The sequence below is a fragment of the Pseudomonas sp. UBA6562 genome, from assembly GCF_002434265.1.
Taxonomy (GTDB): domain Bacteria; phylum Pseudomonadota; class Gammaproteobacteria; order Pseudomonadales; family Pseudomonadaceae; genus Aquipseudomonas.
On sequence record NZ_DJJS01000007.1, the window covers coordinates 723,067 to 735,648 of the forward strand.

A 12,582-nucleotide genomic window follows, 5' to 3' on the forward strand; every position below is an offset into this window, starting at 1 on the left:
TTTGAATTCAACAAGTCGCCCCTATGACCTCGCGCTCAGACAGAGGTTGCCTGCGCGTGGTCGCTTTGTGCCGCTGCGACTGGCAACGGCAGGTACACGCTAAACGTAGAGCCTTTACCTTCCTCGCTGTGCACTTCGATGCGCCCGCCGTGGGCCAGTACGATCTGCTCGGAAATGTACAAACCCAGCCCCAGACCGCTGCGCGCGTGCTGCGCCGCCACGCGCTCGAACTGCTGGAAAATACGTTTCTGATTCAGCTCGCTGATACCGATACCCTGGTCCTGCACCTGCACGCAGACCATCCCGCCCTCTTGGTGCATGCGCACATGGACGGTCTTGCGATCACCGTAGCGCAAGGCGTTGGACAACAGATTGGCCAGGACCTGCTCGACCCGGAACTCATCCCAATTGCCGCACATGGGCCGACAGGCGCTTAGCTCGATACGCGTTTGCAGCGCTTCTGCCTGAGCGTCGAAACGTTCGACCAGATTGAGCAGCAAAGCGCTCAAATCGAATGGCTTGGGTTTAATCGACAGCTTGCCGGTGCGAATCCGCGACACGTCCAGCATGTCTTCGACCAATCGGATGAGGCTATTGATCTGCCGTTCGTCGCGCTCGACCATCGACTGCAGCTTTTCCGGGCTGAAGGCCGCCAGGTTGCCGCGCGCCAGGTTCATCTTGCGCAGCTGGGTTTCGAGGATCAGGCCATTGAGCGGCGTGCGCACTTCATGGGACACGATCGACATGAAGTCGTCGCGCATGCGTACCGCGTGCTGCAATTCGGTCTGCGTGGCCTGCAATTGATCGAGCAGCAGGGCCTGTTCCTGACGCCCCCGCTCCAGCGCCTCGAGCTGACGATCGAGCACTTCGCGTTGACGGAACAGATCGACGAACACCGACACTTTGCTCTTCACCGCCAAGGTGTCGAGGGGCTTGTGCAGGAAATCCACCGCGCCGCTTTCATAGCCCTTGAAGGCGTAGTCCATGTCGCGGCCCGCGGCGCTGACGAAAACGATGGGAATGTGCTTGGTCTTTTCCATGCCACGCATCAATTCGGCCAGTTCGAAACCGTTCATGCCGGGCATCTGCACATCGAGGATGGCCAGGGCGAAGTCGTGCTCGAGCAGCAGCGACAGTGCCTGGTCGGCCGACAACGCCTGATGCACTTGGCGGTCCGCACCTTGGATCAGGGCCTCCAATGCCAGCAGGTTTTCCGGCAGGTCATCGACGATCAACAGTTTCGCGGTGATGTGGCTTAGCATGCGCTGGCTTCCAGGGTGGCGAGCAACTGCCCGATACCGCTCAGAGAAAGAATGTGGTCGGGCGTGTGCAATGCCAGTGCCGCCTGCGGCATCAGCCCCACCTGTGCGTCATGGGGGTCCTGGACGATGGTCCGGCCGCCCTGTTGTTTGATTCTGGCGAGCCCCTGTGCGCCATCTTGATTGGCCCCGGTCAGAACGATGCCGAGCAGGTCGGCACCGTAGGCATCGGCAGCGGACTCGAACAGCAAGTCGATGGACGGACGCGAATAATGCACCGGGTCCTCCTGACTCAGTGACAGGCTGAAGTCCTGCTCGACCGACAAATGATAACCAGGGCCTGCGACGTAGATCATGCCATCGACGATACGTTCCTTGTCGCAGGCTTCGCGCACAGGTCTCGCCAATCGGCGCTGCAGCACTGCAGCCAGATGGCTGGGCCGATCGGGCGGTAGATGCAGCACGCAGAGAATCGGTACGCCGAAGGCTGGCGGCAGCTGCCCGAGCACCTCGAACAGGGCGGCCACCCCGCCTGCCGAAGCGCCGATGACGATGGCGCGTGGCGTGATCATGATTTGCGAAAGATCCGTTCGGGGCGCACCAGCGCCTCGAATCGATCGGCATAGGCGGAAAAGTCGATCGACTCCTTGCTGCCCAGCACCAGAAAACCGCGGTGGCACAGCGACTCGTGAAAGAGACCGAAGGCACGGTCTTGCAGCGTCTTGTTGAAGTAGATCATCACGTTGCGGCAAGACACCAATTGGGTCTCGGAAAATACACTGTCGGTGGCCAGGCTGTGGTCGGCGAAGGTCACGTTTTCGCGCAGGCTGCTGTCCATGATCGCGTTGCCGTAGGCTGCCGTGTAGTACTCGGAAAAATCGCGGCGGCCACCGGCCTGGCGGTAGTTCTGCTCGTAGGCCTGGATGTTCTGCAACGAGTAGATGCCTTGCTTGGCGCGTTCCAGCGAGTACGGGTTGATGTCGGTGGCATACAGGATGCTGCGTTCGAGCAGACCCTCCTCGCGTAGCAGGATGGCCATGGAATACACCTCTTCGCCCGTGCTGCACCCGGCGATCCACAGCTTGATCGAAGGCCAGGTGCGCAGCAGCGGCACCACTTCGTTGCGCAAGGCCAGGAAGTGGCTGGGGTCGCGAAACATTTCGCTGACCGGAATCGTCAGGTACTGCAACAGTTCCATGAACATGCCGGGGTCGTGCAGCACGCGTTCCTGCAGCGCCGACACCGTGCGGCAGTCGAACTGGCGCACGGCGTGCAGGATCCGGCGCTTGATCGAAGCGCCGGAATAGTCGCGAAAATCATAGCTGTATTTGAGGTAGATCGCCTCGATCAGCAGTCTGATCTCGATGTCGGTATCACGGTCGATAGTCAAATGCGCTCCAACTGCGGCAGCCACACGCGAATCAGGGAGAACAGGCGGTCCAGGTCGATGGGCTTGGCCAGATAGTCGTTAGCGCCGGCCTGCAGGCAACGGTGCTGGTCGTCCTTCATGGCCTTGGCGGTCACGGCGATGATCGGCAGCTTGCGCCAGCGCGGTTGCTGACGGATCAGGCGCGTCGCTTCGTAACCGTCCATCTCCGGCATCATGACGTCCATCAGCACCAGATCGACATCCTGATGCTCCTCGAGGCGTTCGATGGCCTCGCGGCCATTGCGCCCGATCAGCACCACGGCGCCCTTCTGCTCGAGCGCGCTGGTCAGGGCGAAGATGTTGCGCACGTCGTCGTCGACCAGAAGGATGCGCCGGCCTTCGAACACCCGGTCGCGGCTGCGCGCGGTCTTGAGCATGCGCTGACGCTCGTGGGACAGCTGCGACTCGACCTTGTGCAGGAACAGCGTCACTTCGTCGAGCAGCCGCTCCGGCGAGCGCGCGCCTTTGATGATGATCGAGCGCGAATACTTGAGCAGTTCAGCCTCTTCTTCGCGGGTCAGGTTGCGCCCGGTGTAGACGATCACCGGCGGGAAGGCGCAGATGTCTTCCGTGGTCATGCGCTTGAGCAGCTCGCCGCCCAGCATGTCGGGCAGTTTGAGGTCGATGATCATGCAGTCGTAGACGTGTTCGCGCAGCAGATCCAGCGCCTCCTGGGCCATGCCCACGGCAGTGATCTCGATGTCTTCGTCGCCGATCAGGCGGGCGATGCTTTCGCGCTGCAGGTCGTCGTCCTCGACCAGCAGGATGCGCTTGAGCTTTTGCGTGAGCTTGGCTTCCAGACGCCCGAAGACTTCCTTGAGCTCGTCGCGGGTGGCGGGCTTGACCGCATACCCGATGGCGCCCATGTGCAGGGCCGCTTCGACGCGGTCTTCCACGGAGATGACGTGCACCGGAATGTGCCGGGTTTCGGCGCGTTCCTTCAAGCGTTGCAGCACGGTCAGACCGGAATGGTCGGGCAGGCGCATGTCCAGCAGTACGGCATCGGGAAGGTAACGCGCGGCGAGCTCGAAGCCTTCGTCGGCGCCCTGGGCGTGCAGGCAGTTGTACCCCAGCTCGTGGGCCAGATCATAAAGAATGTGGGCGAAGTTCGGTTCGTCTTCGATGACCAGGATGCAGCGCTTGTCGAACGGCGCCAGCTCACGGTCGTCGGCGAAAGCCGGCGCCTGCGCCAGGCTGGGCCGCGCGATCGGCGCGTTGGGTGCCGGTGCGGCCGGCAGGCGGTCGAGCACCGGACGCAGAATGGGGATGTCGTCCACGAGCTCCTCGGCCTCGTAACGCTCGGGCAGAACCAGGCTGAACAGGCTGCCCTGCCCTGGCTGGCTCTGCACGGTGATCTCCCCGCCGAGCAACTGTGCCAGGTCGCTGGAAATGGACAGGCCAAGGCCGGTACCCCCGTAGCGGCGGTTACTGGTGCCGTCGACTTGGTGGAACGCGCCGAAGATCGCCTGTTGCTGGTCCTGGGGGATGCCGATGCCGCTGTCCTGGACCGCGAAGACGATACCGCGCGCCGGGTCGTGGCTGATGGTCAGGCTGACCTTGCCCTGTTCGGTGAACTTGATGGCGTTGGAGAGCAGGTTTTTGAGGATCTGCTCCAGGCGCTGGCGATCGGTGTACAGGGTAGCCGGCACTTGCCCCTGCAACTGCACTTCCAGGGCCAGGCCCTTGTCGTTGGCCAGAGGCAAGAACATGGCGCGCAGGCCGTCGACCAGTCGCTCCAGCGGCGTGGTCTGCGGGCGTACTTCGAGCTTGCCGGCCTCGACCTTGGCGATGTCGAGAATGTCGTTGATCAAATTCAGCAGGTCGTTGCCAGCCGAGTAGATCGAATCGGCGAACTTGACCTGCTCGGGGGTGAGGTTGCCGCTGGCGTTCTCGCCCAGCAGCTTGGCCAGAATCAGCGAGCTGTTGAGCGGCGTGCGTAGCTCGTGGGACATGTTGGCGAGGAACTCGGACTTGTACTGGCTGGAGCGTTGCAGGTCGTCGGCGCGCGCCTGCAATTCCTGTTGCGCGGTATTGAGCTCGCTGTTCTTGCGGTCCAGCGCATCGGTGCGCTCGGCCAATTGCTCGTTGGTCTGCTCCAGCTCCGCTTGCTGGGTTTCCAGATAGGCCTGGGATTCCTTGAGCACGCGCGATTGTTCTTCCAACTCTTCGTTGGCGGTTTTCAACTCTTCCTGCTGCACTTGCAGCTCTTCGTTGAGTTGCTGGGTTTCGGCCAGCACTTCTTGCAGGCGCTGGCGGTAGCGCGCGCTCTCGATGGACGTGCCGAGGCTGCCGGCCAGACGTTCGAGCAGTTCTTCGTCGCGCGGTTGCAGCGGGCGCAGGAAGCCCAGCTCGATCACGCCGTTGACTTCGGCGTCGTGGCTGGCCGGGACCAGCATGGCGCTACGCGGCAGGCCGCTGCCAAGCCCCGAGCTGAGCTTGTGGAACCCTTCGGGCAGATCGTCCAGACGAATGACCTTGCCCTCACGCACCGACTGCCCCAACAGACCGTCATGGGCTTGCAGCCGCTGCTCGCGCGCCTGTTGCTCGACATCCAGTCCATAGCTGGCCACACGGATCAATTGCCCATGCTCGTCTCGCGCATAGACTGCGCCCACCACGCTGCCCAGATAAGTGGCGAAGAAGCGCAGGATGCTGTCACCGAGCTTGGGCAAGGTCAGCTGGCCCAGCACTTCACCGGCGAGTTGGGTCTGGCCGTTGCGCAGCCAGGCCTGATGCTCCAACCGCTCGGTGGCGCGTTGCTGCGCCCAAAGGTTCTCGTCGTAGCTGGCCGACAGCGCCAGCAGATCGCGACGGCCCAGGTAGGCCAGCAAGGCGGTGAGCCCCACGATCAGCACGACGAAGGCACTGATGATGAGGGTGGTGACGTCGCTGACCGTCTCGGTGCGGGCAGCGCGCAGTTGCTGTTCGTTGTCGATGAACGCGGCGTATTCCTTGCGCATCTGGTCGGTGATGCGCTTGCCACGACCATTGCCGATGGCCTCGCGGAAACCCTCGCCCTTGCGACGCTGTTCGATCATCTCGCTGCCGAAGTCGTTCCAGGCATGCTGCAGGGCTTTCAGACGTTCGATGCGGTCGACTTGTTGCGGGTTGTCGCTGACCAGATCGCGTAGCGCATCGAGGCTGCCGAAGATCTGTGGCTTGGCCACTTCGTAGGGATCGAGGAAACGCTCGTCGCCAGTGATGAGAAAGCCGCGCATGCCGGTTTCCATGTCGATCGACAGCTTGACGGTTTCGTTGGCGTTGCCGATGACGTGATCGGTGTGTTCGACCCACTTCATGGCCGACAACAGGTAGCTGACCACCAAGACGAAAGCCACGGCACTCAGCAGCCCGACACCCAAAGGTAGGCCCACGTTGCGGCTGAGCAGTTTGCGGAAACTGCGTTGGTCCATCGAAGCTGCTTGAATCATCAGTTAACGCCCGAACGAAAGAAGTCTGTTGAACGGTGGAGCGGAACGCCATGCCAATTCTGTCGGCGCCCGTTTTTGCCCTACGGCAAAAGGGCGCCATTCTACAGCGCTTCGCGCGCGAGGGCAGGCATTTAGCCAGTCTTGGATGGGTAGGGTTCGCGAAACGTTCCATCGGCGTGCGTGCAGGGGTATCCTGCGGAACTTCTCATCGCCACCGGGCACTGAGTAGACACCCCTTCAGAACAGGATTGATTCATGCAACTACTGGTTGTCGAAGACGACGACATCGTCCGCATGTTGATGGTCGAAGTGCTCGACGAATTAGGCTACAAAGACGTTCTCGAAGCCGATAGCGGCGAACAGGCGTTGGTCGCGCTCGAGGATTCGACGCTCCACCTCGACCTGCTGATGACGGATGTGGGCCTTCCCGACATGAACGGCAGCGAGCTGGCGGCCAAGGCCCGCGCGCTGCGACCGACGCTGCCCGTACTCTTCGCAAGCGGCTATGCCGAGAGCATGGCGATCCCCGAAGGCATGCACATGATTGGCAAACCGTTCAGCATGGAAGCGCTTGGCGATAAGATCCGTTCGATATTGGGCGAGCTGCCTTAAACACCCTTATTGCATCCTTCTCAACAAGTACGTGTCCATGATCCAGCCTTTGCGGGCACGTGCCTCTTTTCGCGTTTGCGCAATGCGTTCCTTCACTTCGTGCAATGGGCCTGAGACGAGTACCTCGTCCTCGCTGCCCAGATAGGCACCCCAGTAGATGAACAGACCGTCGGCGGCGATACGCTCGAACGCGTTCCGGCCATCGAGCATCACCAGCACATTGTCGATCTCGGCAAGTTCGCCCAATCGCCGGCCGGGCGCTATCGTCAGTAATCCACTCGTGTCATTGAGCGGCACGGCGTGACGCGCAGCCAACGCTTGGACGCTGCTGATACCGGGAATCACCCGTAGAGCGATGTCGATCCCGCGCTGCCTGACCCGATCGAGCAGGCGCAACGTGCTGTCGTACAACCCAGGGTCGCCCCACAACAAAAACGCTCCCACTTCACCAACCGCCAATTCGTCCTCGATCAAGCGGGCATACAAAACCGCACGCTGTTCATGCCAGTCCCGTACCGCTTTCCTATAGTCACTGGCCTGTGAATCGCGTTGTGCGTCGTCGATCTGCACGACGCGGTAACTGCCAGGACGGGCGTGACGCTCGATCAACTGCCGGCGCGCCTCGATCAGCTCGCGTTTTACCTCACCTTTGTCGATCAGGAAGAACACATCGGCATGTTGCAACGCGTCGATCGCTTCGAGCGTGATTTGCCGAGGGTCGCCTGGACCGATACCAATCAAGAGAAGCTGTTTCATCGGTTGGCCTCCTGGCCCAGATTGAACAATGCCTGGCGTGCAGCGCGCGGCGATATTTTTGGCAGTGGAAAAGTTCACTTTGAAGTTGCAACTTGCTGGATGAAGTGCGCGGCTTTCGACCGCTACTAGTTACAGAATTTTTCATCGAAGTTTGGGTTTACCGAGTGCGTACCGACAACTACACTGGCTCGCATCGGACAGCTTCTTGCGTCTGAAGTGGTTGCTAAAAAGTGCTGTTCCTATTTTCAAATCCGGCCCCGTTGTGCTCAAGGAGTAATGTCCATGTCCAGACTCGCTGAATTCCGCGCCGCGGAAAAAGCCCTGCAAGACCAGATCGCCCAATTGGAATCGATGAAGAAAGATGCCGGCCTCAAGCGCGAAATCGAATTCGAGCAAAAGCTGCTGGTGTTGATGAAAGACTACAACAAGGGCTTGCGCGAGATCGTCGCCATTCTCGACCCGAAAACCCCGAGCAAGGCGCCTGCACCCGCCAGCAAGCAGCATCGCCGCCCGCGTGTGACCAAGGTTTACGAGAACCCGCACAATGGCGAGCTGATCGAAACCAAGGGCGGCAATCACCGCGGTTTGAAAGCCTGGAAAGAGGAATACGGCAGCGACACGGTAGAAACTTGGCTGCGCGCATGAAACATGAACAAAGCGTTCACAGATTTTTCACAGCGGGCGCGGCATTATCGAACCAGCTAACGGACTAGCGACCCCATCACGCGCCCGCACACGCGGGCCTCTAATTCCAACGCCCTGCACCTCGTGCAGGGCGTTTTCATTTGTGGGATGGCATTTCTTCCGTATCATGCATGCCTGTTCGTTTCGCTGGAGCCCCAGGCCCGGCTTTAATCATCTGGAGACCCCATGAGCCTGAACGATCTGCAAAACCTCCCGGGCATCACCGCCCAACCCGATGCCGCCACCAGTAACTTCGTGTTCAACCACACCATGCTGCGGGTCAAGGACATCGAGAAGTCCTTGGACTTCTATACCCGCGTCCTGGGTTTCACCCTGGTCGACAAGCGCGACTTCGCCGAAGCCGGTTTCAGCCTGTATTTCCTGGCCCTGACCGACAAGAGCGCGATTCCGGCGGATGACGACGCACGTCACCAATGGATGAAGTCGATTCCAGGCGTATTGGAACTGACCCACAACCACGGCACCGAGCACGATGCCGACTTCGCCTACCACGACGGCAACAGCGACCCTCGCGGTTTCGGCCACATCTGCATTTCCGTCCCGGACGTCACCAGCGCCTGCGCACGCTTCGAGGCACTGGACGTGCCGTTCCAGAAGCGCTTGAGCGATGGCCGCATGCACCACCTGGCCTTCATCAAGGACCCGGATGGCTACTGGGTCGAAATCATTCAGCCAGCCCCGATGTGATCCCCGGTCGGCGCCCGTACGTTCGTCGGGCGTCGTCTGCGCCCTGCCTGGCTGTGGTATAGCAAAAGAGCACCTATTGCGAACCACGGCGAGGTAAAGACCATGCACACCCTGCACTGTGAATACCGCGAGCACACCATCACCGCCAGCGTGATGGCCCACCCCGACTCCCCCCTGCCCTACGCCGCCGGCTGCCTGATCACGGCACCTGACGGGCGGGTCAGCAGGCGCTTGTCGCTGCCTGTCGAGATGAAGTTCATGGCCGATCTCGAGCATGCCCAGCAGGCGGCGCTGGCCCACGGCCGTTGGGTGGTGGACCAGCAGCTCGATCGACACGCCCAGCGCTTCTGACCGGTTGCGCGGGCGCCCAGCGCCCGCGCTGCACAGGCTCCGCCCCACGAAGCGCCCGGCCATCAGCCCTCGCGGGCGAACGCCACTGCTTCATCGACCTGGGCAGGCGTAGGCCGGATGCCGGTGTACAGCACGAACTGCTCAAGTGCCTGCAAGGCGATGACATCGACACCGGTTATCACCGCTTTGCCCTGTGCGAGCGCCCGTGCAACCAACGGCGTACGTTCCGGCCGGGCGACAACGTCGAATACCCATTGTGCCTCGGCGATGGCCGCCTCGCCGAACGCCAGTTGATCGGCTTCGGCTCCGCCGAGCATGCCGAGGGGTGTGACGTTGACCAGCATGGGCAGCGGACCCAGGCCCTCCACGTCCGGCACCCAGCGGTAACCGCAGGCATCCGCCAACTTGCGGCCGGCCGCCTCGTTGCGCGCCACGATGGTACCGTCGGCAAAACCGCTGTCGCGCAGCGCACAGGCCACAGCCTTGGCCATGCCGCCACTGCCGCGCAACGCGAAGGCCGTGGTCGGGTCGACCTGTCGCTGCTCCAGTAGCTGGCGTACGGCGAGATAATCGGTGTTGTAGGCCGTCAGCCGTCCGGCGTCGTTGACCACTGTGTTGATCGAATCGATGGCGGCGGCGGAAGGATCGATCGTGTCGACCAGGGCCATGCAGGCTTCCTTGAACGGCATCGACACACCACAGCCACGAATCCCCAAAGCGCGGATACCCGCAACGGCAGCGGGCAGATCCTGGGTGGTCATGGCTTTGTAGTAGTAGTTCAGGCCCAACTGGCGATACAGATGGTTGTGAAAGCGCACCCCGAAGGTACCGGGCCTTCCGGCCAGAGAGATACAGAGAACGGTTTCGGGAGTGGCTGCGATGGGCGTCATTTGAGTTCCTCGTTTTGAAATCGACTTAGGCGATGGTTGGGTTATACCCCATTGCGCTCGATATCGAGCCGCAGACTCACCGCTCGTCCGACCTTACATAACCTTTACGCTGCCGGACGCTGCATTGGTTCGAAACTGCGGTCATAGTGCTACGCCCCTGAACCTGGGGCGTTTCGGAGGATTCGTTATGAAGCGTCACCTGCCAGTGATCGCGTTGCTGATCGGGGCCTTGGCCGTGAGTGGCCCGGCCGCTGCCCATGGCTGGCGTGGAGCGGGGCCGATTCTGGGTGCGGCCGTAGTGGGCGCCGTCGTCGGCGCGGCCGTGTCGGGAGGCCAGGACCGCACCGTCTATGTCGACCGCGAGCCAACTTACTACGCGCCGCAGCCGGTCTATGTGCAGGCACCGCCGCCTGTCTACGTAGAAAGGCCGCCGGTGTACGTGCAAGCCCCACCCCCGGTGTATTACCAGCAGCCCTATGTAGTGGAGCGCTACGTGCCGGCACCGCCGCCGCCACCGCATTACCGTCGCTACTACGGCCCGCCACCGGGGTACTACGGCCCACCACCGCCCCGCTGGTGAAGCCTGACGCATGCGCACTCATTCCCCGGTACCCATGGCCCGCTTTCAGCGGGCTTTTTCATGCGCCCATGCAGCCCCCGGCCGACGAATGGATGAAGTTTTTGTCATACGGCCTGGCGGCTTTGACAAGCAATCGACAGCGTCTGGCCCATACTCCACAATGCGCCGCTTTTCGAGAGGGAAATCCTTTCGTAGCCAATGACATACCCACCATTAGTGAGCCTCGACGTGAAAACCTCCCTGTCCATCCTCAGCCTGCTGTTGTTGCTCACAGGACCCGCGATCCTTCCCGCCGCTGCCGCTCAAGCACCGGCCCAGGTGCAACGCGACCCGGCCAAGCTGCACCTGGCCTCTGGCAGCGCCTTGTTGATCGATCTGAACACGCGCAAGGAACTCTATTCGAGCAACGCCGAACGCGTGCTGCCGATCGCCTCGGTCACCAAACTGATGACTGCCATGGTCGTGCTCGACGCCAAGTTGCCGATGGACGAAATGCTGACCATGACCATCGCCAACAATCCCGAGATGAAGGGCATCTATTCACGTGTCCGCCTGGGCAGCGAGTTGAACCGTCGCGAAACCCTGCTGATCACCCTGATGTCGTCGGAAAACCGCGCTGCCACCAGCCTCGCCAACCACTACCCCGGCGGCTACGGCGCCTTCATTAAAGCCATGAACGCCAAAGCGCGCAGCCTGGGCATGAGCCATACCCGCTACGTCGAGCCGACCGGGCTGTCGACGCAGAACGTCTCTACCGCACGCGACCTGGCCAAGCTGCTCATTGCCTCGCGCAGCTACCCCATGCTCAGCCAACTGTCGACCACACGCGAAAAGACCGTGGCGTTCCGCAAGCCCAACTACACCCTGGGCTTTCGCAACACCGACCACTTGGTCAACAAGAGCAATTGGGACATCAACCTGACCAAGACCGGTTTCACCAACGAGGCCGGACACTGCCTGGTGTTGCTGACCAAGATGGACAACCGCCCGGTGGCGATGGTGATCCTCGATGCCTTCGGCAAGTACACCCACTTCGCCGATGCCAGCCGCATGCGCCAGTGGCTGGAAACCGGCGCCACCAAACCTGCGCCGGCCGTGGCCTTGCAGTACAAGGCCGAGCGCCACGCGCGCACTCGCTTGGCGGCTGAGTAATGAAATAAAGCGCCCGCCGCCGGCGACGGCGGCAGGCGCAATACCGGCCTCTTACTGAGTCAGAACGTCATTTCCTTCACATCGGGCGCCACGATCAGCTTGCCGGCCGTCTTGTCGACGATTTCCTGCACGCTTACCCCCGGCGCCGTCTCTCGCAAAATGAAGGCACCGTCCTCGATTTCCAGGTAGGCCAGGTCGGTCAGCACCTTGCGGATGCAACCGGCGCCGGTCAGCGGCAAGCTGCAGCGCTCTAGCAGCTTGGATTCACCGTCTTTCGAGGCATGGGTCATGGTGACGATGATGTTCTCCGCGCCAGCCACCAGGTCCATGGCGCCGCCCATGCCCTTGACCAGCTTGCCCGGGATCATCCAGGAGGCGATGTTGCCCTGCACATCCACCTCGAAGGCGCCGAGCACGGTGAGGTCCACGTGCCCGCCGCGGATCATCGCGAAGGATTGCGCCGAGTCGAAGATCGACGCGCCGCGGCGGGCAGTGACGGTCTGTTTGCCAGCATTGATCATGTCGGGATCGAGCTGGCTTTCATCGGGGAACTCGCCCATGCCGAGCAGACCGTTTTCCGATTGCAGCATCACATCCATGTCGGCCGGTACGTAGTTGGCCACCAGGGTGGGAATGCCGATGCCGAGGTTGACGTAGTAGCCGTCTTGCAGTTCACGGGCGACGCGTTGCGCCATTTGTTCGCGGGTCAGGGCCATGATCGGGTTCTCTT

General features: G+C 61.7%; 13 protein-coding genes. 6 read left to right on the plus strand and 7 right to left on the minus strand.

Going from position 1 to position 12,582, the window contains the following annotated elements; translation table 11 throughout:
• Positions 1 to 35: 35 nt before the first annotated feature.
• The 4 genes from B4M43_RS15220 to B4M43_RS15235 are packed head-to-tail and all read right to left on the minus strand — an operon-like array spanning position 36 to position 6,119.
• On the minus strand, positions 36 to 1,262 hold the full coding sequence (locus tag B4M43_RS15220; RefSeq protein ID WP_296268277.1) for a hybrid sensor histidine kinase/response regulator: 1,227 nt from the start codon (positions 1,260 to 1,262) through the stop codon (positions 36 to 38).
• On the minus strand, positions 1,256 to 1,831 hold the full coding sequence (locus tag B4M43_RS15225) for a chemotaxis protein CheB (protein WP_296268278.1): 576 nt from the start codon (positions 1,829 to 1,831) through the stop codon (positions 1,256 to 1,258). The genes B4M43_RS15220 and B4M43_RS15225 overlap by 7 nt, the downstream gene beginning before the upstream one ends.
• The gene (locus tag B4M43_RS15230; protein ID WP_296268279.1) at positions 1,828 to 2,649 is read right to left on the minus strand and encodes a CheR family methyltransferase; all 822 of its coding nucleotides are present in this window, start codon (positions 2,647 to 2,649) and stop codon (positions 1,828 to 1,830) included. The genes B4M43_RS15225 and B4M43_RS15230 overlap by 4 nt, the downstream gene beginning before the upstream one ends.
• A complete protein-coding gene (locus B4M43_RS15235) occupies positions 2,646 to 6,119 on the minus strand; it encodes a response regulator (RefSeq protein WP_296268280.1) in 3,474 nt (1,157 codons plus the stop codon). Before B4M43_RS15235 ends, B4M43_RS15230 begins: the two co-directional genes overlap by 4 nt.
• A gap of 255 nt (positions 6,120 to 6,374) precedes the next feature.
• Here B4M43_RS15235 and B4M43_RS15240 point away from each other — a divergent pair, with 255 nt between their 5' ends.
• On the plus strand, positions 6,375 to 6,731 hold the full coding sequence (locus tag B4M43_RS15240; RefSeq protein WP_296268281.1) for a response regulator: 357 nt from the start codon (positions 6,375 to 6,377) through the stop codon (positions 6,729 to 6,731).
• A 6-nt stretch (positions 6,732 to 6,737) separates the two neighbouring features.
• On the opposite strand, the gene cobF is transcribed toward B4M43_RS15240, so the two are convergent.
• Positions 6,738 to 7,487, minus strand: coding sequence for a precorrin-6A synthase (deacetylating) (gene cobF, locus B4M43_RS15245; RefSeq protein WP_296268282.1), 750 nt, complete (start codon positions 7,485 to 7,487; stop codon positions 6,738 to 6,740).
• A 282-nt stretch (positions 7,488 to 7,769) separates the two neighbouring features.
• Here cobF and B4M43_RS15250 point away from each other — a divergent pair, with 282 nt between their 5' ends.
• The 3 genes from B4M43_RS15250 (at position 7,770) to B4M43_RS15260 (ending at position 9,230) form a co-directional block, all read left to right on the plus strand.
• On the plus strand, positions 7,770 to 8,132 hold the full coding sequence (locus tag B4M43_RS15250) for a histone-like nucleoid-structuring protein, MvaT/MvaU family (RefSeq protein WP_296268283.1): 363 nt from the start codon (positions 7,770 to 7,772) through the stop codon (positions 8,130 to 8,132).
• Between the two features lie 225 nt (positions 8,133 to 8,357).
• The gene (gene gloA / locus B4M43_RS15255; protein ID WP_296268284.1) at positions 8,358 to 8,879 is read left to right on the plus strand and encodes a lactoylglutathione lyase; all 522 of its coding nucleotides are present in this window, start codon (positions 8,358 to 8,360) and stop codon (positions 8,877 to 8,879) included.
• 102 nt (positions 8,880 to 8,981) lie between these two features.
• Positions 8,982 to 9,230, plus strand: coding sequence for a hypothetical protein (locus B4M43_RS15260; RefSeq protein ID WP_296268285.1), 249 nt, complete (start codon positions 8,982 to 8,984; stop codon positions 9,228 to 9,230).
• A 62-nt stretch (positions 9,231 to 9,292) separates the two neighbouring features.
• Here B4M43_RS15260 and B4M43_RS15265 read toward each other — a convergent pair whose 3' ends face one another.
• Entirely contained in the window at positions 9,293 to 10,120 is an 828-nt protein-coding gene (locus B4M43_RS15265; RefSeq protein ID WP_296268286.1) for a shikimate 5-dehydrogenase, read from the minus strand.
• A gap of 187 nt (positions 10,121 to 10,307) precedes the next feature.
• Here B4M43_RS15265 and B4M43_RS15270 point away from each other — a divergent pair, with 187 nt between their 5' ends.
• Together B4M43_RS15270 and pbpG are read left to right on the plus strand one after the other, a co-directional pair.
• Entirely contained in the window at positions 10,308 to 10,700 is a 393-nt protein-coding gene (locus B4M43_RS15270) for a hypothetical protein (RefSeq protein WP_296268287.1), read from the plus strand.
• A 228-nt stretch (positions 10,701 to 10,928) separates the two neighbouring features.
• Complete coding sequence (gene pbpG, locus B4M43_RS15275) at positions 10,929 to 11,852, plus strand: D-alanyl-D-alanine endopeptidase (RefSeq protein WP_296268288.1); 924 nt, start codon at positions 10,929 to 10,931, stop codon at positions 11,850 to 11,852.
• A 59-nt stretch (positions 11,853 to 11,911) separates the two neighbouring features.
• On the opposite strand, the gene B4M43_RS15280 is transcribed toward pbpG, so the two are convergent.
• On the minus strand, positions 11,912 to 12,568 hold the full coding sequence (locus tag B4M43_RS15280) for a CoA transferase subunit B (protein ID WP_296268289.1): 657 nt from the start codon (positions 12,566 to 12,568) through the stop codon (positions 11,912 to 11,914).
• Between the last annotated feature and the right edge of the window lie 14 nt (positions 12,569 to 12,582).

Excerpts from the sequence above, each read along its gene's own strand:
- B4M43_RS15220 (WP_296268277.1), bottom strand. The coding sequence starts at position 1,262 with ATGCTAAGCCACATCACCGCGAAACTGTTGATCGTCGATGACCTGCCG.
- B4M43_RS15225 (WP_296268278.1), bottom strand. The coding sequence starts at position 1,831 with ATGATCACGCCACGCGCCATCGTCATCGGCGCTTCGGCAGGCGGGGTG.
- B4M43_RS15235 (WP_296268280.1), bottom strand. The coding sequence starts at position 6,119 with ATGATTCAAGCAGCTTCGATGGACCAACGCAGTTTCCGCAAACTGCTC.
- B4M43_RS15240 (WP_296268281.1), top strand. The coding sequence starts at position 6,375 with ATGCAACTACTGGTTGTCGAAGACGACGACATCGTCCGCATGTTGATG.
- cobF (WP_296268282.1), bottom strand. The coding sequence starts at position 7,487 with ATGAAACAGCTTCTCTTGATTGGTATCGGTCCAGGCGACCCTCGGCAA.
- B4M43_RS15250 (WP_296268283.1), top strand. The coding sequence starts at position 7,770 with ATGTCCAGACTCGCTGAATTCCGCGCCGCGGAAAAAGCCCTGCAAGAC.
- gloA (WP_296268284.1), top strand. The coding sequence starts at position 8,358 with ATGAGCCTGAACGATCTGCAAAACCTCCCGGGCATCACCGCCCAACCC.
- B4M43_RS15260 (WP_296268285.1), top strand. The coding sequence starts at position 8,982 with ATGCACACCCTGCACTGTGAATACCGCGAGCACACCATCACCGCCAGC.
- B4M43_RS15265 (WP_296268286.1), bottom strand. The coding sequence starts at position 10,120 with ATGACGCCCATCGCAGCCACTCCCGAAACCGTTCTCTGTATCTCTCTG.
- B4M43_RS15270 (WP_296268287.1), top strand. The coding sequence starts at position 10,308 with ATGAAGCGTCACCTGCCAGTGATCGCGTTGCTGATCGGGGCCTTGGCC.
- B4M43_RS15280 (WP_296268289.1), bottom strand. The coding sequence starts at position 12,568 with ATGGCCCTGACCCGCGAACAAATGGCGCAACGCGTCGCCCGTGAACTG.